Annotated in this window: 25 protein-coding genes and 2 pseudogenes; 16 read left to right on the top strand and 11 right to left on the bottom strand. The window is 60.3% G+C overall.

The annotated features are described in order from the left end of the window. Nucleotides 1-233: 233 nt before the first annotated feature. The 4 genes and pseudogenes from LB528_RS13510 to LB528_RS13525 form a co-directional block, all read left to right on the top strand. The gene (locus LB528_RS13510) at nt 234-926 is read left to right on the top strand and encodes a corrinoid protein (RefSeq protein ID WP_224513684.1); all 693 of its coding nucleotides are present in this window, start codon (nt 234-236) and stop codon (nt 924-926) included. A gap of 63 nt (nt 927-989) precedes the next feature. Continuing rightward, nucleotides 990-2,018: a GlxA family transcriptional regulator gene (locus tag LB528_RS13515; protein WP_224513682.1), complete on the top strand. Its 1,029-nt coding sequence runs from the start codon at nt 990-992 to the stop codon at nt 2,016-2,018. A 245-nt stretch (nt 2,019-2,263) separates the two neighbouring features. Continuing rightward, complete coding sequence (locus LB528_RS13520; RefSeq protein WP_224513680.1) at nt 2,264-2,668, top strand: autoinducer binding domain-containing protein; 405 nt, start codon at nt 2,264-2,266, stop codon at nt 2,666-2,668. A gap of 42 nt (nt 2,669-2,710) precedes the next feature. Beyond that, nucleotides 2,711-2,950, top strand: a pseudogene (locus LB528_RS13525) (DUF2274 domain-containing protein); the annotation flags it as partial. 69 nt (nt 2,951-3,019) lie between these two features. Here LB528_RS13525 and LB528_RS13530 read toward each other — a convergent pair. Together LB528_RS13530 and LB528_RS13535 are read right to left on the bottom strand one after the other, a co-directional pair. Further along, the gene (locus LB528_RS13530) at nt 3,020-3,457 is read right to left on the bottom strand and encodes a MucR family transcriptional regulator (RefSeq protein WP_224513678.1); all 438 of its coding nucleotides are present in this window, start codon (nt 3,455-3,457) and stop codon (nt 3,020-3,022) included. Nucleotides 3,458-3,586: 129 nt separating this feature from the next. Beyond that, nucleotides 3,587-3,859, bottom strand: a complete 273-nt coding sequence (locus LB528_RS13535) for a hypothetical protein (protein WP_224513764.1) — start codon at nt 3,857-3,859, stop codon at nt 3,587-3,589. Between LB528_RS13535 and LB528_RS30550 the strand changes: the two genes are divergently transcribed. From LB528_RS30550 to LB528_RS13550, 3 genes and pseudogenes are all read left to right on the top strand, one after another. Beyond that, entirely contained in the window at nt 3,806-3,943 is a 138-nt protein-coding gene (locus tag LB528_RS30550) for a nuclease-related domain-containing protein (RefSeq protein WP_411962169.1), read from the top strand. The two genes, LB528_RS13535 and LB528_RS30550, sit on opposite strands and share 54 nt — an antisense overlap. Next, nucleotides 3,919-4,206 (top strand): hypothetical protein, encoded by a 288-nt coding sequence (locus tag LB528_RS13545; RefSeq protein ID WP_224715253.1) that lies wholly within the window; start codon nt 3,919-3,921, stop codon nt 4,204-4,206. Before LB528_RS30550 ends, LB528_RS13545 begins: the two co-directional genes overlap by 25 nt. Before the next feature lie 416 nt (nt 4,207-4,622). Further along, a pseudogene (locus LB528_RS13550) lies at nt 4,623-5,910 on the top strand (ISNCY family transposase). 329 nt (nt 5,911-6,239) lie between these two features. Here the strand turns inward: LB528_RS13550 and LB528_RS13555 are convergent. The 4 genes from LB528_RS13555 to LB528_RS13570 form a co-directional block, all read right to left on the bottom strand. Beyond that, the gene (locus tag LB528_RS13555; protein WP_224513677.1) at nt 6,240-6,569 is read right to left on the bottom strand and encodes a hypothetical protein; all 330 of its coding nucleotides are present in this window, start codon (nt 6,567-6,569) and stop codon (nt 6,240-6,242) included. A 209-nt stretch (nt 6,570-6,778) separates the two neighbouring features. Then, nucleotides 6,779-7,381: an acyl-homoserine-lactone synthase gene (locus tag LB528_RS13560; RefSeq protein WP_224513675.1), complete on the bottom strand. Its 603-nt coding sequence runs from the start codon at nt 7,379-7,381 to the stop codon at nt 6,779-6,781. Nucleotides 7,382-7,470: 89 nt separating this feature from the next. Then, nucleotides 7,471-8,190 carry a LuxR family transcriptional regulator gene (locus tag LB528_RS13565; protein WP_224513673.1) on the bottom strand — a complete coding sequence of 240 codons (720 nt, stop codon included), beginning with the start codon at nt 8,188-8,190 and terminating at the stop codon, nt 7,471-7,473. A 171-nt stretch (nt 8,191-8,361) separates the two neighbouring features. Next, entirely contained in the window at nt 8,362-8,643 is a 282-nt protein-coding gene (locus LB528_RS13570) for a hypothetical protein (RefSeq protein WP_224513671.1), read from the bottom strand. A 463-nt stretch (nt 8,644-9,106) separates the two neighbouring features. On the opposite strand from LB528_RS13570, the gene LB528_RS13575 reads away from it, so the two are divergent. The 7 genes from LB528_RS13575 to LB528_RS13605 all read left to right on the top strand — a co-directional run bounded on the left by LB528_RS13575 (nt 9,107) and on the right by LB528_RS13605 (nt 15,427). Then, nucleotides 9,107-9,763, top strand: a complete 657-nt coding sequence (locus LB528_RS13575; RefSeq protein ID WP_224513669.1) for a response regulator transcription factor — start codon at nt 9,107-9,109, stop codon at nt 9,761-9,763. Nucleotides 9,764-10,069: 306 nt separating this feature from the next. Beyond that, nucleotides 10,070-11,326 (top strand): aminotransferase class I/II-fold pyridoxal phosphate-dependent enzyme, encoded by a 1,257-nt coding sequence (locus tag LB528_RS13580; RefSeq protein WP_224513667.1) that lies wholly within the window; start codon nt 10,070-10,072, stop codon nt 11,324-11,326. A 121-nt stretch (nt 11,327-11,447) separates the two neighbouring features. Next, nucleotides 11,448-12,365, top strand: coding sequence for a DMT family transporter (locus LB528_RS13585; RefSeq protein WP_224513665.1), 918 nt, complete (start codon nt 11,448-11,450; stop codon nt 12,363-12,365). 22 nt (nt 12,366-12,387) lie between these two features. Beyond that, entirely contained in the window at nt 12,388-12,951 is a 564-nt protein-coding gene (locus tag LB528_RS13590; protein WP_224513663.1) for a GNAT family N-acetyltransferase, read from the top strand. Nucleotides 12,952-12,995: 44 nt separating this feature from the next. Beyond that, complete coding sequence (locus LB528_RS13595) at nt 12,996-14,399, top strand: amidohydrolase family protein (RefSeq protein ID WP_224513660.1); 1,404 nt, start codon at nt 12,996-12,998, stop codon at nt 14,397-14,399. Between the two features lie 182 nt (nt 14,400-14,581). Further along, complete coding sequence (locus tag LB528_RS13600; RefSeq protein ID WP_224513658.1) at nt 14,582-14,950, top strand: hypothetical protein; 369 nt, start codon at nt 14,582-14,584, stop codon at nt 14,948-14,950. A 186-nt stretch (nt 14,951-15,136) separates the two neighbouring features. Continuing rightward, nucleotides 15,137-15,427 (top strand): hypothetical protein, encoded by a 291-nt coding sequence (locus LB528_RS13605; protein ID WP_224513656.1) that lies wholly within the window; start codon nt 15,137-15,139, stop codon nt 15,425-15,427. 136 nt (nt 15,428-15,563) lie between these two features. Here LB528_RS13605 and LB528_RS13610 read toward each other — a convergent pair whose 3' ends face one another. The 5 genes from LB528_RS13610 to LB528_RS13630 all read right to left on the bottom strand — a co-directional run bounded on the left by LB528_RS13610 (nt 15,564) and on the right by LB528_RS13630 (nt 21,734). Next, entirely contained in the window at nt 15,564-16,979 is a 1,416-nt protein-coding gene (locus LB528_RS13610; protein ID WP_224513654.1) for an amidohydrolase family protein, read from the bottom strand. Nucleotides 16,980-17,024: 45 nt separating this feature from the next. Next, nucleotides 17,025-17,804, bottom strand: coding sequence for an SDR family NAD(P)-dependent oxidoreductase (locus LB528_RS13615; protein ID WP_224513652.1), 780 nt, complete (start codon nt 17,802-17,804; stop codon nt 17,025-17,027). Then, nucleotides 17,804-19,543: an acetolactate synthase catalytic subunit gene (locus LB528_RS13620; RefSeq protein ID WP_224513650.1), complete on the bottom strand. Its 1,740-nt coding sequence runs from the start codon at nt 19,541-19,543 to the stop codon at nt 17,804-17,806. The genes LB528_RS13615 and LB528_RS13620 overlap by 1 nt, the downstream gene beginning before the upstream one ends. Beyond that, nucleotides 19,543-20,913 (bottom strand): aspartate aminotransferase family protein, encoded by a 1,371-nt coding sequence (locus LB528_RS13625; protein ID WP_411962162.1) that lies wholly within the window; start codon nt 20,911-20,913, stop codon nt 19,543-19,545. Before LB528_RS13625 ends, LB528_RS13620 begins: the two co-directional genes overlap by 1 nt. Before the next feature lie 89 nt (nt 20,914-21,002). Continuing rightward, the gene (locus LB528_RS13630; protein WP_224513648.1) at nt 21,003-21,734 is read right to left on the bottom strand and encodes a GntR family transcriptional regulator; all 732 of its coding nucleotides are present in this window, start codon (nt 21,732-21,734) and stop codon (nt 21,003-21,005) included. 2 nt (nt 21,735-21,736) lie between these two features. Between LB528_RS13630 and LB528_RS13635 the strand changes: the two genes are divergently transcribed. Both LB528_RS13635 and LB528_RS13640 read left to right on the top strand, forming a co-directional pair. Beyond that, nucleotides 21,737-23,086, top strand: coding sequence for an ABC transporter substrate-binding protein (locus tag LB528_RS13635; RefSeq protein WP_224715254.1), 1,350 nt, complete (start codon nt 21,737-21,739; stop codon nt 23,084-23,086). A 102-nt stretch (nt 23,087-23,188) separates the two neighbouring features. Beyond that, nucleotides 23,189-24,292 carry an ABC transporter ATP-binding protein gene (locus LB528_RS13640; protein ID WP_411962170.1) on the top strand — a complete coding sequence of 368 codons (1,104 nt, stop codon included), beginning with the start codon at nt 23,189-23,191 and terminating at the stop codon, nt 24,290-24,292. Nucleotides 24,293-24,298: the final 6 nt, after the last annotated feature.

Below are 24,298 nucleotides of genomic sequence, written 5' to 3' on the forward strand. Positions count from 1 at the left end.
GCTCGATCTTCCGTGCCTCTTCCTCTCAGAGAGGCGTGAGAAAAGCGCAGCGATCCTGCAAACGCCTGGCCGGAAACTCAAGCCCTCATGAGCTTTTTGCGCGATACCGAGAGTGCTTCGAGTGATAGGAACAATCCACGGCATCTTCCATTACAGGAAGATTTCGTTGGGTGTTACCCAGCCGATCCAGATTTAGCCCACCCAACATTTTCAACAGCAACAGCGGGATGATCATGTCGGATGAAGAGATCGTTCTTTCCGAGCTGTCCGACGAGGAGCTTGTGCAGCAGATGCACGACGACCTCTATGACGGTCTGAAGGAAGAAATCGAGACAGGTACCAACATCCTTCTGGAGCGCGGCTGGCAGCCTTATACCGTGCTGACCGAAGCGCTCGTCGAAGGCATGCGAATCGTCGGCGAAGATTTCCGCGATGGTATTCTCTTCGTGCCGGAAGTGCTGCTGTCGGCCAACGCCATGAAGGCCGGCATGGCCATCCTGCGTCCGCTCCTCGCCGCCACCGGCGCGCCGAAGCAGGGCAAGATGGTCATCGGCACCGTCAAGGGCGACATTCATGACATCGGCAAGAATCTCGTCGGCATGATGATGGAAGGCGCCGGCTTCGAAATCATCGACCTCGGCATCAACAATGCGGTCGAGAAATATCTGGACGCCATCGAGCAGCACCAGCCCGACATCATCGGCATGTCGGCGCTGCTCACCACCACCATGCCCTATATGAAGGTCGTCATCGACACGATGAAGGAAAAGGGCATCCGCGACGATTATGTCGTGCTGGTTGGCGGCGCGCCACTCAACGAGGAATTCGGCAAGGCCGTCGGCGCCGACGCTTATTGCCGGGACGCCGCTGTGGCGGTCGAGACCGCCAAGGATTTCATGAAGCGCAGACACAATACGCGCAGCTGAGGACGATCGTGTGCGCTTCTGCGCCCGACCCGGATTAAAAACCGCCTTAGAGGAATTGACCTTATGAATGCGCCATTCTCAACTGCGGCCCGCTCGCGCACCGTTGAGTGGGATCTGAGGGGCCAGGAAGTTCGTGCCCATGACGATGTTTTTCGACTTGTCATTTTGGCGCTTCCCGGATTTTCGCAGCTTAGCCTTGCATCCTTTGTGGACCCACTTCGCCTTGCGAATTCCGTTTCCGGGCGCCCCTTCTTTCAATGGACGGTTGCGAGCTTAGACGGCGAGCCGGTCGTGTCCGCTAGCGGCCTTGGCTTGATCGTCAGTGGAGATTTCATCCGGGTCGGCCAAAGCGTTCAGGCTGGCAAAAGCCCCAACATGGTGATCGTCTGCGCTGGTGAGCGGGTTGAGCGACAGACGTCAGCCAGCTTGGTTAGTGTTCTTCGCATTTGCAGGCGGCAGGCGGTGCCGATCGCAGCATTGGGCACTGCAACCTGGCTACTGGCGGAAAGCGGAATGCTGGAAAATGCCACGTGCACAATCCATTGGGACAAGCGGGCTGCCCTTGCTGAAACCTTTGCCAGCCTTCGCGTAACCGATAAATTATTCGTCAGAGATTCTCATCTCGTAACTTGCGCGGGCGAGTTCGCCTCGTTCGACCTAGTTATGCAGTTGATCACTGAGCATCTTGGCAAAGAAACGGCGCTGGCTGTTTGCCGACATACCACCGCCGGGCACTGGCGCTCTGCGTCCGATCGGCAAGTCGACGCAGACGAAGCACGCCTCTGTAAACCTCTTGCCGAGGTCATCGACATCATGGAGGACCATATCGAAGACCCACTTCCCCTTCGTGACATTGCAAAGTGCGTCGGGCGATCACCGCGACAGATCGAGCGGCTGTTCGCGCGATCTCTTTCGTCATCTCCGATGCGGTATTATCTCCAACTGAGGCTTGTCCGCGCCAAGCAGCTAATTGAACAAACAGAATTGCCTGTCGTTGAGATCGCAATAGCTTGCGGCTTCGCGTCTGCATCGCATTTTTCGAAATGCTTCCGCCAGGCCTTCGGAGCAAATCCAACGGCGTATCGTAGCTGAACCCATCGCCGGCAGCACGGACGTTAGATGATCTCTACCAGCTTTAGCACGCCAGAGGCCCAGTCGTCCCGTTCTGGCCATTGCGAACGGTTCGTCTCCCGGACGAGAAGTTTCCGCCGCACCGACTGTGCATGCGATTTTAAGCTCGCGTAGATCTAGAATAGCAGAGCGATGGCAGAGAATCTCTGATCGCACAGCTACGCAGCGGGCGCGGTAGTCACCGTCTTCGTCTCGCAGTGTTATGTATGGATAACGTATTCCACAAATTCATCGAACAGCTGACAGAAAGCGTCGACGCGACCGATCTGCGCGACGCCTTGGCCGAGACTGCGTCTTCGCTCGACGTGCCATTATTCGCTTACATCTTTCCCTGGCCCCGGCCGCGCCGCGCTACGGACCTGATCTCCACTTACCCCCCGCCTTGGACATCCCATTATCTCCATAACCGCTATGAAGAAGTGGACCCGGTGATCCAACAGGCGCGTCACTACAAGGAGACGTTCCACTGGGGTACGGACGGCAGCGACGTCAAGCTGTCGGCGGCTGGGCAAAAATTGATGGATGAGGCCGTCCAGTTCGGCATTCGCCACGGTTTCACGATCCCGATACATGTTCACAAGGACCTCTTGCTGCGGCCATATACCGGTTGAAAAGGAGGACCCATGGCAAACCTGAAATAGGGAAAGCTTCCCGATCGGACACCTTCGAAGATCACGATCACCGTTAGCGCTGACCTAAACCAGGCCCTGAGCGAATATGCGGCGCTTTATCGTCAGACCTATGGTGAGTCTGAGACCGTGGCTGAGCTCATTCCATTCATGCTGGCCGAATTCTTGGAGGGCGACCGAGCGTTTACCAAGGCCAGAAAGGAAGGTTTGCCGGCCGCCGGCGCTTCGGAAAAACAGCAACGGCAATCAGCAGATAATGCGTAGCGCGGGATATGCCGAGGAGGGCAGCCCACGCTGCCTTCAGCCCCTGCGATCGGTCCGTCAGAATATAGGTTAGGCTTTCGCCTTACGCTTCGAAGCGGGCTTCTTGACCGGAGCGGCCTTCCTTCCCAAGCCCAACGATTTCGCAAGCGCTGATCGGGCGGCCGAATAGTTTGGGGCAACCATGGGATAGTCCTTCGCCAGGCCCCACTTCGCCCGGTATTCGTCGGGCGTCATCCCGTGCCGGGTCGCCAGATGGCGCTTCAGCGACTTGTATTTCTGTCCGTCTTCAAGGCTGATGATGTAATCCGGGAACACGGACCTTTTGGGATTTACTGCCGGCTTCTGGGCCGGTGCTTCTACCTGAGCTGCCTGGCCGATATTAGACAATGCCGAATTCACACCGGCAATCAGATCGGGCAAGCCAGACACTGGAACTGCATTCTTCTGGACATAGGCGGAAACGATATCCGCAGTAAGCTCGATGAGATTGTTTGCTTCTTCAGACACCGTAATGCTCCTAATTTGAAAACTAATACGCTCATATCGTCCAATCCCGAGATGTGCAACCAACGCGTCACGAATTGCAGTGCAGTTCCGACGGTGGGGAAGGATTCGAGAACCGAGCCGGCGATCCAGTCATTTGGCAAGTTGCGGGTTGCCGTATGCGTTAAAAACCACGAGCCAATAAAGAAAGGGCTTCAGGCGATTCGCTGTGACCCGTATAGTACGGCAGGCGAGGGAAAAATGCAGATTACGAATTGCGGCAGGGGCGTTCACAAGCGCGAAATAAAAGGCATCGACCGGTTCAAGAAAGACCTTCCACCACAATGGTATGGCTTTACCAACCTCGATGTGGTGCTGGGTGCAGGAAAGTCTCGCGAGGTCGACCTGATCGTGGTTGCCGATCATCGAATTTTCCTAGTGGACATCAAGGATTGGCACGGTCGTATTGAAGCACGCGACGGCCGATGGTTTCAGACGGCGTGGGCATAGACTCCTCTCCTGTCGCGAAGATCAATGACATCGTCCGTGACGTCTGGAAGCTCCTCACGGATACGCTCAAGAAGCATCCGTCTACTAAGGGCGTGCCGGCTCCCAACGTTCAAGGTCTGGTCGTTCTAACCGGTTCAGCCGATCGCTCCGGCATCGAAGGCAGCGAACGTGCCAAGGTCCTGAGTGCGGATGAGTTCATTGCCTCGTTTCTAGTCCTCAAAAGCAGAGGGAAACGTTCGGAAACGTTGCGCGTGAAATCGTAGATGGACCGCTTACCGAAGCGTTCTGGAAAGAACGATTGAGCCGGTTCTTCGGAGCGAACCCCACGACCTTTCGGCCGGGCAGCCGTCGGTTCCAGCGCTACCTAGCAGACGACACCGTCAAGTTCCGCCATCCCCACGATATTTACAGAGAGTACGATGCCAAGGAGGAAGGAAATCAGAACAATCTGGGCACCCTTCGCCTCTGGGATTTTACTAAATGTAGTGACGGACGGTTTCAGACCGAAGAAGGCCGGCTTGAGATCGGATTTCCTCCTCTATTTTGTTTATAAACGTATTTTTTCTGGTTCCATAAGATAGATTATGCGACTTTCATCTATTGCCGCAAAATAGAAATGTCTTGATTCCGCAAAGTAGGAATGTCGCCCTGCTCGTTGGTGAGCGAGGGAGACGGCGGGTTGGGACTGATTTTAATGAGTGAGCGCGAGCTGCAACGCATCCAGGTGCTGTCGAAGGTTTTGGAGCGGCGCATGACGGTTGTCTCTGCGGCGCATGTGCTGGATATGACGACCCGCCAGGTCCAGCGTCTGCTGAAGGCGTTCAGAGCCGAAGGCGCCGCAGCACTTCGGCACAAGGCTCGCCTTGGCGGCCGAGAAGTTGGCGGCGAACCACGGCCTGGTCGTGTCCCGAGAGACGTTGCGCAAATGGATGGCGGAAGCTGGAATCTGGCTGTCCCGAAAGCAGCGCAGGACGTTCCATCAGCCCAGATTACGTCGGGAGTCGTATGGCGAGCTGGTGCAGATCGACGGCAGCGATCACCGTTGGTTCGAGGAGCGGGGCGATCCATGCACCCTGCTCGTCTTCATCGACGATGCCACGAGCAAGCTCCAGCAGCTTCGCTTTGTGAAGTCGGAGAGCACCTTCAGCTACTTCGAGACGCTCGAGCTCTATCTGAAGGCACACGGTTGCCCAGTCGCATTCTATTCCGACAAGCATACGGTGTTCCGTGTCGCCAAGACGGATGCCAAGGCAGGTCGCGGCATGACCCAGTTTGGTCGCGCCTTGTCGGAACTCAACATCGAGATCCTGTGCGCCAATTCCAGTCAGGCCAAGGGCCGGGTCGAACGGGTCAATCGGACGCTGCAGGACCGGCTCGTGAAGGAATTGCGCCTCGCTGGCATATCGGACATCGAGGCGGCCAACGCGTTCTTGCCGATATTCATGGCTGACTTTAACGAAAGGTTCGCCAAGGTCCCTGCCCGACCGGACAATCTGCATCGCGCCTTGAACATGCCGACGGATCGGCTGCGTGACGTGCTGTGCAAGCGTGAGCAGCGTTATGTCGGCCAGCAATTGTCGTTCTCCTACGAACGCAGGCAAATCATGCTTGAGAAGAACGAGCTTTCGTGCGGGCTGGTCGGCAAATACGTCGATATCTACGAGTTCGCCGACGGTCGGCTGGACGTTCGATGGAGAGCGTGTTCCTTGCCTTACACCGTCTTCGATAAGGAGCAGCGCGTCACGCACACGGCGGTCACCGAGAATAAACGCCTCGGCGAAGTGCTGACCTGGATCAAGTCTCAGCAGGACGAGGCGCGGCCTCCGCCGAAGATCAAGACCAACAGTGAGCAGACCGCCTACAGGAAGCGCGGGACGAAGGCGGGAAGAAGGACTGATTTCACGAAGGATCCAGCGGTGATTGCGCGGCGAGAACAGGCCTTGGCTGGGTTGGCTGCTGCCGAATGAAGTCGGCACTCAAAGCTAAAGCCAGGGAGCCAGGCTGGAACGCCCCCGATCGGGCTGCGCAACCCGGACCAGCTTACGCCCGATCGGGCGCTCTGGTCCGTGCCAAGAAGCGCGTCACTGTCGCATTTCTAACTTGCTGCACCCTGCCCTTTGGAACGGCCAATGCGACATTTCTACTTTGCAGAGCCGGCGACATTTCTACATCGCCGCCACATCATCTGTCGCCGCAAAGTTAAAATGTCCGGATCTGGCAAACTAGGAATGTCGCTCCTGACTTGCCCATCTGCCCGCGAACGCGAGTTGCACCGCATTCGAGGTCCTGTCGTACGTCATTGAGCGGAGAATGAGGACCGTTGCAGCGGTAAACCTGCTCGGCGCCATTCGACGGACTCTCCGGAAGCCGTTATATTGGCGGAGACGCTCCCTTGTAGCAACGTTCGAATGGCGTAGAAGGTGACGAGGTTCGTTGCCTCGACCCGGAACTGCAGGCCCTCATCTGTCGGTCTCAGGGTTGCGCGGCCATCGTCGAACTCGAGCAGAGTATCGGCACCCATGGCTCCGATATGCTGGCAATAGTCGCGGGATCGCGCGCAGACCTTCTCTCGGACCCTGTCTGCATCCGGGATCGGCAAGAATGCTTCCGCGGCGTACTTGTACATCTAAACCTCCTGACCTGGCCCCTGCCCGGAGATGACGTCGAGATGGCCGGCTCAGATTGCTAGCCGCGGAAATGCCTTCGGTACGAACCTGAGATTCAGGGCGATCCCGGGCGACCGCAAGCCGCGGGTTCTAGTGACACGACGCGATTGAAGGGACCTTTCGGAGTCTTGGAGAAATAACCGCGAATTGGCGGGAACGGGTGGAACGCCTAATCATGTGCCTCGCCCATCCCGGGAGCCAATGTCAGTGTCCCAGCCGATTGCGCCTCGCCCGACGCCGAGGCCTGTTGAATGTCGATCTGCACCGCGGCCAACTGCATGTTGGCGGCCTCGATGAACGGCCCGAGCAGTCGGTAGCGAAAGCTAGCGGCATCGAACCGCGACAGCCAATCAGGCTCGATCACACTGGTTAGGCTAGCAATGCCGAGGAGCTTGCACGCCCCGGGAACGGAGCCGATCAGTTGCCGGAAGAGCCTCCCTCCGCGACGATCCTTTCTTATGAAAAACCGCGACCATTCGTGTATCTCACGGCCACAGGGTACCGGCCCCTCGACGAGGTGCGAATAGCGATCCTGGAGAAGATGGGGCGTGCTCGTCGGCAAAAACCTATATCCACCGACAACATGACCATCGTCGATGGCGAGCACGTAAACCGTTTGCGGCGTATCATAGGCGTCGACCTCACGCCCGTCGGGTCGGGCAAGAGCGGTCCAGCCACGTTCGCCGACAAAAATCTCGTGACGCAACCTGTAATGTTCCTCCAGGAGATCCTGGTGGCGAGGGTCGGCGCTCCCTGTGATGAGGCGAATCATGACTGCAGCCACTCCTGTTCGGAGCGACATTCTTCGGGCACGCCCGCACCGGCTATGGCCAGCTTTGGCCATTGACGCCGAACTTCGGTTTAGCCGGCAATCTCCATTGCGGTCAAAGCTTTGGCGACCGCCTGCGCACGCGTGACAGAACCCGTCTTCCGCATCGCGCCGGCGATGTGCTTGTTCACCGTCGAGTCTGATATGCCGAGGATCCTGGAGATCTCCCAGGCCGTCTTGCCGTCGGCCACCCAGGTCAACACTTCGCGTTCGCGCGCTGAGAGCGTCAGACCTTTGGGGCGCCCGTGGTCGACCAGCAGCTGAAGCCTGCTCGCGAAGGTAAGAGAAAGAATGTTGACGGGTTCGAGGGCCGCCTTTTCGGTTATCGGCGCCTCCCCTGCCAGAGATATGCAGCCGGCCACAGCGTTGCGAACGGGAATGGGCACACACACGCCGTCCTTCAGGCCGGCATCGGCCGCTTCCATCATGATGCGATCGCCGGCAGAGCCCAGCTCCCTGGCGCGGACCCTCGCCTCCTTCCAGGTGAAGGGCGCCTTACAGACAACGGAGGCAGTCGCGACCGGATCGCGCCTGATATAATCGCGCGACACATAGTGAGACATCCAGTCTTCAGGCCAGAAGCGTTCAAGAACCAGATGTTCGAAACGCTGCCCCTGGCTCGGCAATCCCGTCACAATGAAGTGGCTAAATCCGAACTGGTGGATAGCCGCGCGATAGAGGGCGACGAGCGCCTCAACGGTGGTAGCGTTAGCCAACTGCAATGCGCTCTGAAGCACGTGCGTGGTATTCATTGCCGCTCCCTTGCATGAACGCCACGGAAACGACCGCATCTTACAGATGTCCAAGGCCCGTTGAAAGTGATTTCAGCCACTGACAGCTACAACGCAAGCTGAAGCCGGGCAGCATTAGCACTGCCTCAAGATCAGGAGAGCAGCACCATCAGTTCTACCTTCTGTATCTTGTTAGGACGTCAGTGGCCCCACATTGGTCAGCGGGAGATTTTCTGCGTCTACGGGCTCCTTCCCATCCCTGCGTCTTAATTGCGAAAAGACGGCGAACCAGAAGCGGAAATCATCTTCGCGACCGGCATAGCGCGCTGTGAAGGCCGCGGATGCCGCCGCGAGCGATGCCCTTGAACCATAAAGGGCAATTGCTGCGTCGACGGCCTCAGAAGGTTTGGCAAAATGCCACAGTGCCAGCGGATTGCCGCCGGCCAGTATGTCTTCGCTATCGTTTTGTGCCACGCCAAAATCTCCCGCGGTTGCGTCCGGCGCGGGCTGAAGAAGCCATCAGGCCGGACGTTGATCACCCACAGAAGTGAGCCACCGTCTCGGGCATCTGCCCGGACGCAGTCGTGTCGTCCCTGGCCTTGCGGTCGAAGGCGCGCGGTATCAATGCCGTTGAGCGCCTCCTGGCATGAGGCAAAACTATTTCAGATCGATGCAAAAGGCAAATCGCGGGGAGCGGCCCTACATGGGAACGGCACCCCGGGACGGTGGTAATTCTACTACCTATGCCGCTGTCATCGGTTGCGCTAACGGTGAGCGTTGACTGTCCTTTGAGCTCGGAAACCTGCGGGTGCTAGAGTTCCAGCTGAGGAGAACCACCGCGCGCTCTCGCATGTCAAGGGCCCGCTCGCCTTCGACAGGAGCAGGGCTGCCGATGGAGCCAGTGGCAATTATCTGCTCACAAGACGCAGAACTCTACATGATCCTTGAATACATCCTCGGTGTGGACGGATACAAAACCGTTCTCGCTGGCAACGTCGAGGAGGCGGCGGAACGGACGAGGGAGACATTTCCCGCGGCCGTGATCCTGGACTGTCGTCCCGGCGGCCTTCCTGCCGCCGCGCTCTGTGCCCGGCTGAAGCAGGACCCGACGACCCGCCCCATCCTGCTCGTCGCCCTGATCGCACCCGGCGCCGAAGACCAGCATATCGCGCTTTTGAAGGCAGGTGTGGACGACAGCCTGGCGCGGCCTCTGGTGCCGGCGAAGCTGCTTTTTTCGTTGCGGTCAACGCGAACGACGGGGGCTCGCACCAATGTTTACGGCCACCATGTTCTAACTATTGGCGACATGGAAATGCGACCCGACAGCTTTCGCGTGAGGCGTGGCGAAAGCGAGATCCAGCTTGGGGCGATCGAATTCCGCTTGTTGCGACATCTGCTCGAAAATCCACGTCAAGTTTTCAGCCGCGAGGAGCTTATTGCGGTCGCGTGGCCAAACAACATCCACGTCGATACCCGCACGGTAGACGTTCACATGAGCCGGCTACGCAAGTCGCTGCAGAAGCTCGGGCCTGACGTCTCCATCCGAACGATCCGGTCTGCCGGCTACATGCTTGATGACAAGAACGGTTTCTGAGCGGCAGAACCGTGTCACATTAGACGCCTCACACAAGTGGCGGCTGTGCGGCGGCGTACTGTGAGGTCAACCAGCGCAGGACCTTGCTCATCCGGCGCCGGACCGGCCCTGCGGATTTCCGCTCACTCTAGCTTGCTACCAAATTTTGAAGGTTTGACTGGATTATTAAATGTCCGTCAGAAGCAATTAATAACATTTCACGCACAACAAATATATTATTCCGTATATGTGCCCCTCTGGTGCAACACATACACGAAAGACCCCAATTTGGTTTTTTGAAGACTTACTTGCGACAAGGAGGGTCAGATGTCGGCAGCATATTCCGCAGCCCGCGGTGGGCGCGCCACTCGTTTCCGCAACACCGCCTCGGTCATCGATTGGACGCGGATGTATTTCGAAGAGGCTCACCGCCGCGGGCTCATGGCCGTCTATGGGCGCTCCATAAAGGGACGGGCAGTATCCCTTACGGCAGGGGAGCGTCGTGGCAATACGATCACGGACTACGTGCGTTGTTCCTACCTCGGACTGGACAATCATCCAGCCATCATTGCCGGTGCAATTGCCGCTGTGGAAGAATACGGATCGCTTCACTGGTCATGTGCCCGCACACGACTGAACTTCGGGCTCATAGGCGATCTTGAGGATACTCTTTCAGAACTTTTCGGGGCACGCGTCATCGCGTATTCAACGGTCATGGTCGCCAACATGGGGGCGCTGCCGATCATTGCCTCCGGGCATCTGACGGAAGGGCAGAGACCGGTGATTGTTTTCGACCGTCTCGCCCACGCCTCGCTCGCCTTTCACAAGCCGGTGGTGGCGCAGGAAACGGCAGTCGAGACAATCCCCCACAATGACCTGGATGCCCTGGAGCAGATCTGCCGCAGGCATCCGGTCGTCGCATATGTGTGCGATGGCGTCTATTCCATGGGAGGTTTCGCGCCGATCCAAGGACTCTTGCAACTGCAGGAGAAGTACGGCCTCTTTCTCTACATCGACGACGCGCACGGAATCTCGCTCTTTGGCGGCAACGGTGAAGGCTTCGTCCGCTCGCAATTGCCCCGTGAACTGGGCGAGCGCACGATTGTGGCGGCCTCGCTCGGCAAAGGCTTCGGCGCGTCCGGTGGCATGCTCATGCTTGGAACGGCGCATCAGGAAGAGTTGTTTCGCTGCTACTCCATTCCTCATGCGTTCTCTGCTTCGCCAAACATCGCAGCCATTGGCGCCGCGTTCGCCTCGGCAGGCATTCACCAAACGAGCGAACTCAGACTTCGCCAGGAGCGGTTAGCCGAGCAGATCGCTTTCTTCGATAAGCGCGTCCAGACAGAACAACGGGGCGCCCCGCTGCCAATTCGCATGATCACTGTGGGTGACGAATTCGCGGCCATCGATTTTGCAGAACGCCTGCTGGATGCCGGCTTTTACACGTCGGTGACGTTCTTCCCCACAGTTGCGCGGGGCCGCGCCGGCATACGCATCTGCCTGACTGCAAGTCACGAACGTTCGGACCTGGAGCGGCTCTGCACCAGGATTGCCAGCTACAAACAGGCACTTACTCCAGCCTGAACCACGAATGGCATCGTTGCCGGCGCAGCCAAGTCGGCTCTCGTATAGGCCTATGAGCTGGACCAAGCTTCAGATTGCAGAAACGACCCCATCCGCCGGCGCGTGAACAGGAATGATCGCCATGAAGAGCACCTTTGCTGTTGCGGCCGACCAGCTGTCGCTGCTGGCCTACCTCCTGCTTGCGGTGGTCTCCATCTGGTGGGCGGGCTCCTACCTTCTCATCAAGATCGCGGTTGTTGGCGTGCCGCCGGCGACCCTCGCCACGGCGAGGCTCGTCATCGCCGCCACCGTTCTGCTCGCCTGGCTTAGGCTCACCGATGCACGGTCCGTTCCCGCAGATCTCGGTTCATGGGCTCGGCACGGCCAGGTCGCGCTGTTCGGCCATGCCCTGCCGCTTTATCTGATCGCATGGGCATCGATCAGTGTGCCGGTAAGCGAAATGGCGATCCTGGTCGCCACAACCCCTCTCTTTGCGATGCTCTTCGCTCATCTTGTCCGGCGCGAATGGCCATCAAGGGGGACGACCTTCGGTCTTTTGATGGGCTTCGTTGGCCTCGCCGCATTCCTGGGCCATTCCGTAATGTCCACCTTGCATTCGAGCAGCAGTGCTGCACCGCTCCTGGCTCTGCTCGGAGCAGCCGCCAGCTATGCGCTCTCCGGCCGAGCCGTGGCCCGGCTGCAGGATGCAAATGCCCTCGTGACTGGAACGGCGGTGATGATCTGCGCAGTTCCAATGTTGCTTCCGCTAAGTCTTGCCTTCGAGCGACCTTGGACGATCGCCCCGACCGCGCAGGCTCTCGCGGCCCTCCTGCTCCTCGGCGTCATGTCCACGGCGTTGGTCTATGTCGTCTACTATCGCCTGATAAAATTGAGCGGGCCGACCTTTGCCAGCATGCATCATTACATCGTCCCGGTTCTGAGCATTGCGCTCGGCGCGGTCTTTTCGGGGGAAAGACTGGATTTGGGCCAGATGATGCTCATGACGCCGATAGTCGCCAGCATTTTCATGGCTCGCGGGTTGATATCCCGGAAGCTCTGACACCTCTTTATGGAGAAGGATCATGGTTGCTCTCGAGACGCCGCGGCTTTTCATTCGGCCGCTGGTCATGTCGAACCTCGACGATGTCCATCGCCTGCACACCGATCCGCTTGTCGTTCAGTCGCTGTTCTTCGGTGAGCCTCCGTCGCGCCAAAATACGCAAGAAAAGATGGACCAGTATGTTCAGGCCTGGCGGCAGAACGGCTTCGGTTTTTTCGGCGTATTCCTCAAGGGAAATTCCGTGACAGAAGGCGAATTCGCGGGCCGCGCCGGCTTGCGCTACTTCGAGGATACGGTAGACGTCGAGTATGGCCTTTGCCTGTTCGGGCATGTTGCTGGCCGGGGGCTCGGTCCGGAACTCGGCGCCGCGATCCTGCGCTATGCCTTCGAAGAACTCGGCCTGGAACGCGTGGTCGCGCTGGTCCGGCCGGACAACGAACGTGCCGTTCGCGCCGCTGAAAAGATCGGATTCACGCACATCGAAGACAGACAATACGGCGATCGCGTGAAGGGCTTCTACGAGGTTCGCCCGAGCCAGTACGGCGTTGTCCGCCAAAGCGGCGGACCCAGAAGCCATGCGGGCTGAGGTGGCGCATTTTCTCTTTCAGTCCCCCAACGTGGAGAGGACCTATGAGCGTCTTGACTGAGGAGACCCGCGGGGAGAGGCAAGTTTGCGATCTCGTCGTGCATGACGCGGTGCTTTTGACGGCCGATGCAACAGACAGGGTGATCGCGGACGGCGGCATGGCGGTTCGTGACGGGGCGATTGTTGCCGTCGGGCCTACTCGGGAGATCCTCTCCCGCTACAATTCTCGCCAACTCCTCGATGCTGGCGGAGGGATCGTCCATCCCGGCTTCATCGACGCTCATGTGCACATTTCCCAATACACCTCGCGCAGCGTGCTGTCCTCCATGGTGGGAACGGGCATCACGATGGGCGACTGGAAGAGCGCGCTGACCGAGCAGGATGAGTATGCCAGCGCGGCCCTGGCTGCGGTGGATTATTTGAAGAGCGGCCACACGGGCTTCGTCGACCCGGGGACGATCTTCACGCCAGATGCGGTCGCCGCGGTCGCGGACGAATTGGGCATTCGCGTCTGGCTCACCGATCCCTATGTCGCCGACGCGGGCGGCGAACTCAAGAAACACTTCCCCGAGCTGGTCAGCGAGTCGTTCCTTGCGTTGTGGCCAAAAGATCGGGACGACGCCTTCCGACGACTCGGCTCGCAACTGTTCCGCAACAAGCACCCGAACAGTCTCGTCAGAGCTTTTGTCGGCCTCTATGGCGAGGGTACAGATTCCGAAGAACTGTTCCGCGCCGCGTTCAAGCTGGCCCGCGAGCATGGCGTGCAGTTGCAGGAGCACCTGGGCTACGCTCCCCTGCCATATCGGCAGCGGGAATCCGCGCTTGGCTCCAGCCTGATGCAGCACATGAGCAATGAGGGTTTGCTCGCCAACCATGTCACCTTTGTGCACATGAACGCTGTCCACCCCAGCGACGTCCCGCTCCTGGCAGCACACGGCGTGGGCATTGTATGGTGCCCCTACGGACAGTTGCAGATGCTGGGCCGCGGCGGCGCCGAAGGCCGGATGGTGGAGTTGCATCGTGCCGGAGTCCGGGTAGGTGTCGCAAGCGACATCCCGCGCGCAGGTCATTTCAGCGCACTCGGCACGCTCGCCACCGTAGCGGCGGCTGCGACAGGGCTGCCGGGGTCTGGTCCGGAAATCCTGCGCATGCGGACGGTCGGGGCCGCCGCTACTGTTGGGGCCGCATCGGAGCTAGGCAGTCTTGAGCCCGGCAAGAGAGCCGATTTTGTGGTCAGGCGGCCGGACGTGTCTGAAAACCTGGGATGCGACCCGGCGCTGGAATTCGCGGTGATCGCCGATGCAAGCACCATCGCCTCCGTATTCGTTGAGGGCAAATGCGTAGTGAAGCATGGCGAAGTTCTGAACGCCGACGCGCCCGCCGTGGTCGCGCGCGCCCATCAGTCGGTGCGAGGCCTCGCCGCCCGCCTCAACCTGCCCCGTCCCTGACTCTGGCCTACGGCAAGGTAGATCGCACGTTCGATACACCAAGTTTGCGAGCCGCTCGCTCGCCTTGCGACCTCACGAATGGATGTTCACCAAAACCGGGCAGCCGGCGAGTGACAATGCCGCGCCCGTCCGTTATGTTCGACAAACTGCCAGACTTGGCTAACAGAATTGGAGATTGCCATATGACGAAGACGCTGAGAGCGCGGTCGTCCTCGACTGCTCCGCAACAGCGCCTCGTAGCGAAAAAGAAGCGCATGCGAAACGCGATCCGTAACGATGCCAACAAGGATATGCCGGGCGAACAGACGTTTATCGTTCGGGAGACGCTTCGCGCTGCCATTCGCCAAGGCCTGATCGGCTCTAAAGACGGGCGGATCACGGCGCGTTTGAGCCGTGCTCTGATTGAGCAGGCCAAGCGCCAGACAGGCATCAAGGGAGATACCGAGTTGCTTGAGCTCGCTCTCGCGAATGTGGCGCTCGAGGACAATTTCCCGGCGACCATGAACAAGCTCACCGGAACCATTGACCCAGACATCAAGCTCGGCTTCTGATCGAGATTTGGGTGTCAGAATTCGATGTTGAAGCAGCCCTTCGCTCGCTGCGTGGCTTTCCAACCAAAACCTCGCCAGGCGACCTGATGATCGACTGCCGTTTGTGAACGAAGGCGAGCTCGGTGGGCAAGCCCTCTTCTCGACACCTGTGTGTATATCGACAGGCTCCAAGGCAAAGCCCCTGCGTTGGTGACGCAGATCATGGAGGGCCAGCACAACAACCATTCGGCGATCTGCATCCAGGAGCTGGCGCATACGCTTGGTGTGCTGAACCCCGACGATCCCGGCACCCCGGGCGTGCACAGGGCTGTCTCGGAAGTAATCCGATCCATGCCCGGACACCGGATCCTGACGCCAGATGCAGACGTCCTTGGCCGCGCTGCTGTTCTGAACGGGGCGCTGTGTCGGCTGCAGGGCTACCGGAATGACCAGAAGCTGCGCTGCTTGCATGACTGCACCCTGTATCTGCAGGCTTGAAATCGGGACTTGTCCTGTTGACACGCAACATCGCCGACTACGACTTCTGTGGACAACTCATTCCTGGTGGCAAAGTCCTGTTCTACAGGTAATGCCGTTCGTCCTTTCGCCGGGCTTTGCAGCACGACCTCCCGGCTCAGCCGCGAAGCCCTATCCTGGACGCAAGCGCGCGTGCCGACCGGTGGGCTGCGGCAATGACGGCGCGCTCATCCAAACCGAGGACCCGCCCCTTTTCGACGACTTGGCGGCCGGCCACGAATACTGCCTCGACAGTATCGCGCCCGCCGATCACTCCCAGTTCAAGACCTGCATCGAAGCCGAAATTCACGGACACGCTGGGGCCCCGCACCACGAAATCGGCGCGCTTGCCGATTTCGAGGCTGCCAAGCTCACCCTCGGCGCCGATGCTTGCCGCGGCGCCGATTGTGCGCATGCGCATAAGTTCGCGTGGCATGGCCGGCCGCCCCGAGGCCGCGGAGGCGGACGCGGCCAGTGTTCCAAGGGCATCGAAATCGGCAACGCGGGGAATGTCGCTCGCGATGCCGACAGCCACTCCCGATCGGTGGAGCTCAACCATGCGCGCCTGCGCGCCCGCCTGACCGAGCATCTGCAATTGACCCCAAGGGCACCAGACCACGCGCACGTCATATTTGGCGAGAAGCGAAACCTCGCCTTCACGCACCAGGTTCATGTGAACGAAGGTCAAGTGGGGATCCAGGAAGCCGCGATCCTCCAACCATTGGAGCAACGGTTGGCCTAGCGTCTCCTCCCGCTTGAGCTGAAAGGCCGGGAGATATCCCAGATGCTCCTGCAAGCGCACACCATGATCTCGGGCGAGGCCGAGCGCGGCTTCGAAGAGTTCAGGGGAATCGGTTCCCTCTCCGTAGAGGCCGATAAACCCTTTCACCAGGCTGTCCTTGTTCCTGTTGCGGAACAGCTGGGAACCCAGTCTCTTGAGCGCTTCATCCGTATTTTGTGGCCAGCGGGCGAGAAAGCTCCCGCTGACGAGCTCGGGCAGGTTGGCGGCCAGCGCCTCGCCGCCATCGGCCACGTAAGGGTCAGTGAGCCAGACGCGAATACAGGCTTCTTCCGCCACCGCCGCGACCGCGTCCGGCGCAAAGACGGTACCCGGATCGACAAAACCCGTGTAACCGCACTTCAAATAGTCAAGAGCAGCCATAAGCGCGCTTGCGTGCTCGTCCTCCGGGGTCAGCTCGCCTTTCCAGTGGCCCATGGTAGCGGATGTCCGTTCCATTAGGGGCAAGACGCTGCGCGCCGTATATTGGGAAACATGGATGTGCGCGTCGATGAAGCCCGGATGGACGGTGCCACCGGCCGCGTCGAACGACCGATCTGACGTAAAGCCGGCCAAGATCTTCGCTTGGCTGTCGAGCGCAACGATGCGTCCGTTCCGTATCGCGATAGCGCCATCCGCAACAACGCTGTCACGGTCGTCCATCGTGAGGATCGCGGCGTTGTGGACGATGAGATCGCAATGTTGCGGCCTATCTGGCCCGGCTAGAGCCTCGGGGGTGGTTGTTGCAAGGGGCATGGCAAGGATCCCGAAACATGGAAGACATTCAGAAAAGCACTGAGGCTATGGAGGCGTGAATTCGCCACCGTTGATGTCGATCACCGCGCCGTTCAGGAAGTCGGCGTCCGGCGCCACCAAAAAGGCAACGGCTCGGGCAATGTCCTCCGGTCGCCCCAGACGCCCGATGGGGATGCGCGCGAGGCTTTCCTTGTTGACGAGCGAATCCGTCGGACCTGTCATGTCGGTGACGATGCGACCGGGCGTGATCGTGTTGGCGGTGATGCCGAATCCGGAATATTCGCTGACGATCGAACGGGCGAGACCGGCAAGGGCACTCTTGGACGCAGTGTAGGCTGCACCAGCTATTCGGGGCATCGTGCGACCGGCCAGGGAGCCGATGAAAACGATGCGCCCGTATCGGCGTTCGGCCATGGCTGGCAGGACGCACTGGCAGCAAACCAGCGCACCGGTGAGATTGATCGCCAACACTTCGTGCCACTCTGCAAGGTCAATTTCTTCGATCGGAATCCGCCCGCCGTTGCGTTTCGGGGAGAAACCCGCATTGCAAACGAGGACGGATGGCGCCGGCCAATGCGCCACGAGATCACCAAAGAACCGGCGCACCGCCTCAGGGTCCCGCAGGTCGACCACAGCCGATCTTATTCGCTCCCTGCCATAGGAACCGGCCAGGGTCCGAGCCGCCGCCTCAACCCGGTCCGGCTGATGGCTGAAGAAGGCAACACGATACCCTGCCCGCAGGAGCGCATCGGCACTTGCAAGGCCGATACCGCTCGATGCGCCAGTGATCACCGCAACCGGTGTCTCCTCGCCAAGCTCGGCCATCAGACAGTCTCCGCCAGAGCCAGAGACGGTTCGGCGATGTCGAGCGTGCCGTCAAAGAGGGACAACGGCGGGTGCGCATCGGGATCCGTAATGATCTCGATCAACCACGGTTCCTGCGAAGCAAGTGCGGTTTGAAGCGCAGGCAAGACCTCCTCCTCATTCTCGACGCGGAAGGCACTGCAACCGCAAGCCCTGGCCAGGGCGGCATGATCGACAGGCGCAAAATGGCAGGCGCTGGTGTAGTGGCCAAACTTCACCGTTTCGGCGTCTTTTTGGTATCCGAGCACGCCGTTGTTCAGCACGATCACGGTGACGGCGATGCCGAGACGCACCATTGTCTCCAGTTCCGCCCATGCGTGAGCAAAGCCGCCATCACCCACCAGCGCGACAACAGGCGCACCGGGATCGGCCAGTTTGGCGCCGATGGCCATCGGCAGTCCCCAACCGAGACCGGCAAGGCCACGCGGCGTGAGGAAACGCTGGCCGGCTGCAAGGGCCGTCAACTGGCCGGCCACCCACATGGAAGAGTAACTTGCATCGGCGACCACCGTCGTATTCGGCGTCAGGCAGCGCTGAAGATCCATCATGACGTGCTCGGGCCGAAGCAACGCCGCTTGGCGCACCAGGGTCCTTCCACGCTCCGCCTCGAAAGCTGCCCACATGCGCGCGATCCTGCGCTCCAACCGATCGCGCCCGGCCAGGCGATTGGCCAAGTCGCACTGACTGAGCGCGTCAGCCAGGGCGGTGACCGTTTCTGCCGCATCGCCGACCAGGCGGAGCGCCTCGTAGTTGCGACCGATTTCTGCCGGATCGACATCGATATGGATGATCCGAGCTGACCGCGGAATGGAACGCCAGCTGTCGGTCCCGTTTTGGTTGGTGCGGGTACCGACCAGCAGGATCACATCCGCCTCTGCCAGAAGCCGCCTTGAATAACGCCCCACGGATCCCGGGCCGGTGAGCGGACCGAGCACGCCGAGGGAAAGCGGATGCTTTTCGTTCACCGCTCCTTTGCCCATCGGGGTCGTAACCACTGGCAAGTGCGCAACTTGCTGCAAGCGAGCAAGCGCCGGTGGGCCTCCAGTCGTCAGAGAACCGCCGCCGGCCATGACGATCGGCTGGCGTGCCTGCGCCAGCAATTTGGCTGCGGCAGAGATGGCCCCATCGCCTGGTCGCGATCTGTCAATTGGCCAGGCCCCGAGCATGGCCGTGCGCGGATGCGCGCACTCGAGCGCCACCTCCCGCAACAAATCCGCCGGCAGCAATAACACCGCAGGGCCGGGCCGGCCGCTTCCGGCCGCGGTGAAGGCCGCATCGACGTAGTCGTCCACCCGATCTGCCGTGAGAAGACGCCTCACCCATTTGGCGCAGGGCTGAAACAGGGCGACATGGTCAAGCTCCTGAAAAGCATTGCGATCGAAATGGGATCTCTCCACCTCCTGGACGAGCGCCACGACCGGCACGCTGGCTTTCAGCGCTTCGGCAAGTGGAGGAACCAGCAATGTCGCAGCGGGGCCGTTCTGGGCCGCGACGACGGCGGCGCGGCCAGATCTGCGCGCATATCCATCGGCCATTGCGCCGCCCATATTCTCTTGGCGGTAAGCGATCTGCCGAATACCCAGCGCCTCGGCCGCAAGGATGACCGCCGAAGGAAGGCTTTGTGCGAAAATGAGCTCAACCCCATGGCGCTGCAACGCCCGGGCGATACGCTCGGCGACGGTTTCGCGAGGCGCCGACATCACGCTATCTCCTCTAGCAGAGCGGATTTTTTAGCAAGAAAGGCTTCAAAGACACCGGCGATCGCATCGATCTCCGCCTCGCCCATGGGTGTCGAAAGACATGCCGCGGCGCCGCTGGGCAGAATGATGCCATTGCGAGCAAAGAACCGGGACATCTCGTGGCCGATCTTCGCTTCCGCCGGGTTGCAATAGGCGTCGCGAAACTCCCGCGGAGGCATCGGCTTTGGATGGATCCGGAACAGCGAAGCAGCCCCGGTAACGCTCAGCGGTGCCTCTGCGCGTGAGATCGCGTCCCTGAATCTCTTGCGGAGATTGCTGCCCAGCGTTTCCAGTCGTGCGAACGCAGCCTGATCGAGCGCGGCCATCGCTGCGTGGCCGGCCACCATCGAGATCGGATTTGCCGAGAAGGTTCCTCCCTGCGGAAGCAATGGGCGACCGCCGCGGGCGTCAAACACGGTCATGATCTCGGCCGAGCCGCCAACCGCGCCGATCGGAAACCCTCCGCCGATGATCTTGCCCAAAGCAAACAGATCCGGCTGGAGACCGTAGCGCGCCGAAGCGCCGCGATAATCCTGACGAAAATTGAGAACCTCGTCGCTGATGATGAGAATTCCATGCTTGCGCGCCGTTTCCTGAAGCGCGGAAAGGAACTCGGGCTCCGGAGCGACAAGGCCGGCACGGCTGGGCATGGGGTCGATGAGCACGGCTGCGATGTCGCCGGCGCGCCGGCTGAGCAGCTCACGCGCCCCCGCCGCATCGTTGAACCGAAGCACCACCACGTCATCCAGCACCGAAGTCGGCATCCCGTGATAGTATGCAGTCGCAGCCGGGTGGTCCGGCGGACCCCAGTTTTCACGGGTACTTGCCTGCGCCACTTCCACCCAATCATAGGCGCCGTGATAGGCACCTTCTATCTTGGCGATGCAAGGCCGGCCGGTGAAGGCACGGGCCGCCTTGATGGCGAACATGACGGCTTCCGTGCCGGTGTTGACAAAGCGGATGCGGTCGATCCCCGGGACGCGCTTGCACAGGAGCGAGGCAAGTTCAACCTCCGCCTCCGTAGGGTTGGCAAAGCAGGTACCATTCCTCATTTGCGTTTCGACGGCAGCGATCACCGGTTCGAACGCGTGGCCGTGAATAAGCGTCGTGAAGTTCGCGTTGAGGTCGAGAAAGCGCCTGCCGTCCGCGTCGATCACGAAGGCCCCCTCGCCGCGCTCAATGTAGCGGGGCACCGGGTCGCGTTCGACCGTGACGCGCGTCGTTCCATCCGGAAAGACCGCACGAGCGCGGTCAAACAACGCATGTGAGCGCTGTCCCGCTGAGAATTCGCTTTTTTGGGAATTTTCCAAATGGGTCGAGACCGGGGTCACGCCGCACCTCCATGATCACCGGCCGCGCCATGCGACCACTTGCGTCAGGAGAGAGGAAAAACAGATTTTGAAATTTGATGCAACAAAATTCAGCCGCCGGGTTGTTTTTTTGCGTCCGCTCGATTCCCGGTGATCAGAGACGAGAGGCGGCGGTAACCGCTGCGAATATCGTTCTCGATCGCCGCCCGGACCGCCGCCGCGTCACGGTCGTGTAGGCCGCGCAAAGCCCACAGATGGTTCGAAACACCCGCTCGCGACAAGGCGAATTCCGGGTAGAGATCATTGAAGGCCGGTCCCATGCGCAGCCACAAGGACTCGATCATGGAGACGAGCTGGCGCATTCCCGAGCGGCGATAGATCAGGAAATGGAAGTCCTTGTTGGCATCGAGCACCTCGCTGTAGCGCGCCTCGTCAAGGCCACGATTGATGCGCTCCTGCAAACGCTCCAAGTCACCGATTTCCTCTTTGGTCACCCGGGTGGCGGCCTGCTCGGCGGCCAACCCTTCGAGGGCAAGGCGTATTGCGGTGATCTCATCGAGGTCCGGCAGGGTCAGACTGGGCACAACCACGGTCTTCGGGCCGGTATTGACCAGCCCTCCCTCGCCGATCAGCCGTGTGATGGCATCGCGCGCAGGCGTCGTGCTGACTCCAAGCACCTCGGCGACCGAACGAAGCGTAAGCTTGGTGCCGGGCCGCAACGCCCCGCGTATCAGCGAATCCTTCAAACTCAGATAGGCGCTCTCACCAAGGCTGCGATGCCTGTCGATGGGCGCCAAGTCGTTGGCGAGCGCTTCGTTCCTTTGCTTTGGCGCAGCAAACATCAGTGAGCCTGTCCCTTACCCGTCCGGAGAGCCGGCGGCCTGCGGTATCGAATCGCATGTTCTTTCGGCCTCAACTTATTCCCGCAGCAGGACAGCCGCCAGAAAATTACAGCCCGACCGGCCTTGCCTATCTTGACGCGAATGTGAAAAGTTTGTTACACCAAATTTCATACTTCATAAATGCGCAACAGGCGCAGGCTCGCTGGCTGAAGGAGGACATCGTGGCCCTTGCGACGTCGATGAACAGGCGCGGAATGCTGACGCTTTCTGCAGGAGCGGCTCTTGCCGTCGGCGCCGGCGGCGCGCCCGAGCAGATCGTCGCCGCCCCTCTGGATGGCCTCGTGGATCGCGCCCGCAAGGGCGGGGAACGAGAAGTGGTCGTGGCGGGCGGCACCGGTGCGTATGGCGATCTTGTGAAGAAGCACTTCTACAGCCCCTTCACCGAAGCCACCGGCATCGAGGTGGTGGCCACCGGGGGCGGCTATGGCGAGAAGCTGGCCAAGTTAAAAGCCATGGCATCCGTTGGACGGACGGAATGGGACGTCATCACCCTTTCGATCGACTCCCTCACCCCGGACGTCACCAATCTCCTGGAGGACCTGGGCAATTGTGCGGACCTGCCGGACGTCGCGGCGCGAGGGGTCGCCGGCTCCTGCCTGGGCAAAGGTGTCCTGTTCGACATCGGAGGCGGAGTGCTCGCCTTCGACAAACGCAGTTTTCCCGATGGTCAGCCTCAGCCGGCGGGCTGGGCGGACTTTTGGGATGTGAAGGCATTTCCCGGGCCGAGGGCGCTGCCAAATGTCGGCAATCCGTGGTGGAACTTGATTGCAGCGCTTGAGGCCGATGGCGTGAGCCGTGGTCAACTGTTCCCGTTGGACGTCGATCGAGCTTTCCGAAAGCTGGATGAGATCAAACCCCATGTTACGGTATGGTGGAAAAGCGGCGACCAGAGCCAGCAGATCTTCCGCACGGGCGAAGTGGTCATGGCCATGCTGTTTTCTGGTCGCGCCTTTCGGCTGCGCGCAGAAAAGTTGCCGCTCGCAATCAGCTGGAACGGAGCGCCGCTCGATGCTGCGTTCTGGGCAGTGACCAAGGGCGCACAGCACCCCAATGCCGGCCTGGCGCTCCTCGACTTCATCTATACGCGGCCCGAGGCACACGCGGCATTCGCACTTGAATCGTTCGGGTCGACTGCCCAACGCGAAGCCGTCGCGTTCCTGCCCGAAGACGCACGCGCATTGAGCGTCCTTCAGCCCGCCAATTGGTCTCAGATCATCCAAGTCGACCGTGGCTGGCTGGCGGCGAACCGCGAGGCGGTCCTGGAACGCTGGAGCACGTGGCTTGCGAGCTGAGTGCACCTGATTGCCAGTGCAAGACCTTAATGCCGAAGGTCTTCGCACTTTTTAGTTTTGGCAAAATGGCTGAACGCGAGGAACCTGGGAGGTAGCTGGGCGGTGGATGGCATGAATGTATCGGTCTGGGGGCTAGGCAAGCGGTATGGTTCGGTTCGGGCGGTGGAGGAAATCTCCATGGACGTTCGCGCGGGCGAGTTCCTGTCACTCCTCGGTCCGTCAGGATCAGGCAAGACGACGCTCCTGATGATGATTGCCGGTTTCGAGATGCCCAGCATGGGCAAGATCTCGATCGGCGATCGGGATGTGACCTATGTCGTTCCCAACCGGCGCAATGTCGGCATGGTGTTTCAGCGGTATGCGCTGTTTCCCCACATGACGGTGGCCGACAACATCGCCTTTCCGCTGCGCATGCGCAAAGTTCCAAGGCAGGACGCAACGCGCCGCGTTTGTGACGCCTTGGCTCTGGTACAGCTTGAGGGGTACGGAAAACGCCTGCCGAGCGAGCTGTCCGGCGGGCAACAGCAACGCGTCGCGGTGGCGCGCGCGCTTGTGTTCGAGCCGCCCGTGCTTCTCATGGACGAGCCTTTGGGCGCGCTGGACAAGAAGCTCCGCGAGCAGATGCAAATCGAGATCAAACGCCTGCAGCAGCGGCTCGGCGTGACCGTCATCTACGTGACACATGACCAGGAAGAAGCGCTTACAATGTCCGACCGCATCGCGGTGATGCGTGACGGCTCATTGGAGCAGATCGGCTCGCCTGCCGAACTTTACGACGGGCCCGCCACGCCGTTCGTCGCCGATTTCGTCGGCAAGACGAACTTTCTGGAGGGCGAATGCCGAAGTTACAACGGGACTGGTCTCGAGATCGGCATTGGCCAAAGCGGGTTCATTCGACTGGTTCAGTGCCCACCTGCCCTCACGGTTCTGCCAAAACCCGGCGATCGAGTGCGCTTGGCTGTGCGACCGGAGCAGATACGCTTGCTCCGCCCTGGGGAGGCAGACGGCCCAGCGCTTGAGGGCGTTGTCGAGACTGTCATTTTCGTCGGCTCGTTCCGCACCTTCCTGGTTCGGCTTCCGGGCGGAGAACTCGTCCATGTTCAGGTCCATGCGGACCACAACGCTTCGCATCCTGGCGAAGGCGACCGCGTCAGTTTGGCCATTCCGGGCCATGCAGTGCGCGTTTTCGGCCAGGCGAGGTGCTGACGATGC

Origin of the sequence: Mesorhizobium sp. CA4 (assembly GCF_020165075.1) — a bacterium.
Lineage (GTDB): Bacteria > Pseudomonadota > Alphaproteobacteria > Rhizobiales > Rhizobiaceae > Mesorhizobium.

Bases quoted from the DNA above. Each gene is read 5' to 3' on its own strand.
- LB528_RS13510 (WP_224513684.1), top strand. From the start codon at position 234: ATGTCGGATGAAGAGATCGTTCTTTCCGAGCTGTCCGACGAGGAGCTT.
- LB528_RS13515 (WP_224513682.1), top strand. From the start codon at position 990: ATGAATGCGCCATTCTCAACTGCGGCCCGCTCGCGCACCGTTGAGTGG.
- LB528_RS13520 (WP_224513680.1), top strand. From the start codon at position 2,264: ATGGATAACGTATTCCACAAATTCATCGAACAGCTGACAGAAAGCGTC.
- LB528_RS13535 (WP_224513764.1), bottom strand. From the start codon at position 3,859: ATGATCGGCAACCACGATCAGGTCGACCTCGCGAGACTTTCCTGCACC.
- LB528_RS13545 (WP_224715253.1), top strand. From the start codon at position 3,919: ATGGTTTCAGACGGCGTGGGCATAGACTCCTCTCCTGTCGCGAAGATC.
- LB528_RS13555 (WP_224513677.1), bottom strand. From the start codon at position 6,569: ATGTACAAGTACGCCGCGGAAGCATTCTTGCCGATCCCGGATGCAGAC.
- LB528_RS13560 (WP_224513675.1), bottom strand. From the start codon at position 7,381: ATGATTCGCCTCATCACAGGGAGCGCCGACCCTCGCCACCAGGATCTC.
- LB528_RS13565 (WP_224513673.1), bottom strand. From the start codon at position 8,190: ATGAATACCACGCACGTGCTTCAGAGCGCATTGCAGTTGGCTAACGCT.
- LB528_RS13575 (WP_224513669.1), top strand. From the start codon at position 9,107: ATGATCCTTGAATACATCCTCGGTGTGGACGGATACAAAACCGTTCTC.
- LB528_RS13580 (WP_224513667.1), top strand. From the start codon at position 10,070: ATGTCGGCAGCATATTCCGCAGCCCGCGGTGGGCGCGCCACTCGTTTC.
- LB528_RS13585 (WP_224513665.1), top strand. From the start codon at position 11,448: ATGAAGAGCACCTTTGCTGTTGCGGCCGACCAGCTGTCGCTGCTGGCC.
- LB528_RS13590 (WP_224513663.1), top strand. From the start codon at position 12,388: ATGGTTGCTCTCGAGACGCCGCGGCTTTTCATTCGGCCGCTGGTCATG.
- LB528_RS13595 (WP_224513660.1), top strand. From the start codon at position 12,996: ATGAGCGTCTTGACTGAGGAGACCCGCGGGGAGAGGCAAGTTTGCGAT.
- LB528_RS13600 (WP_224513658.1), top strand. From the start codon at position 14,582: ATGACGAAGACGCTGAGAGCGCGGTCGTCCTCGACTGCTCCGCAACAG.
- LB528_RS13610 (WP_224513654.1), bottom strand. From the start codon at position 16,979: ATGCCCCTTGCAACAACCACCCCCGAGGCTCTAGCCGGGCCAGATAGG.
- LB528_RS13615 (WP_224513652.1), bottom strand. From the start codon at position 17,804: ATGGCCGAGCTTGGCGAGGAGACACCGGTTGCGGTGATCACTGGCGCA.
- LB528_RS13620 (WP_224513650.1), bottom strand. From the start codon at position 19,543: ATGTCGGCGCCTCGCGAAACCGTCGCCGAGCGTATCGCCCGGGCGTTG.
- LB528_RS13630 (WP_224513648.1), bottom strand. From the start codon at position 21,734: ATGTTTGCTGCGCCAAAGCAAAGGAACGAAGCGCTCGCCAACGACTTG.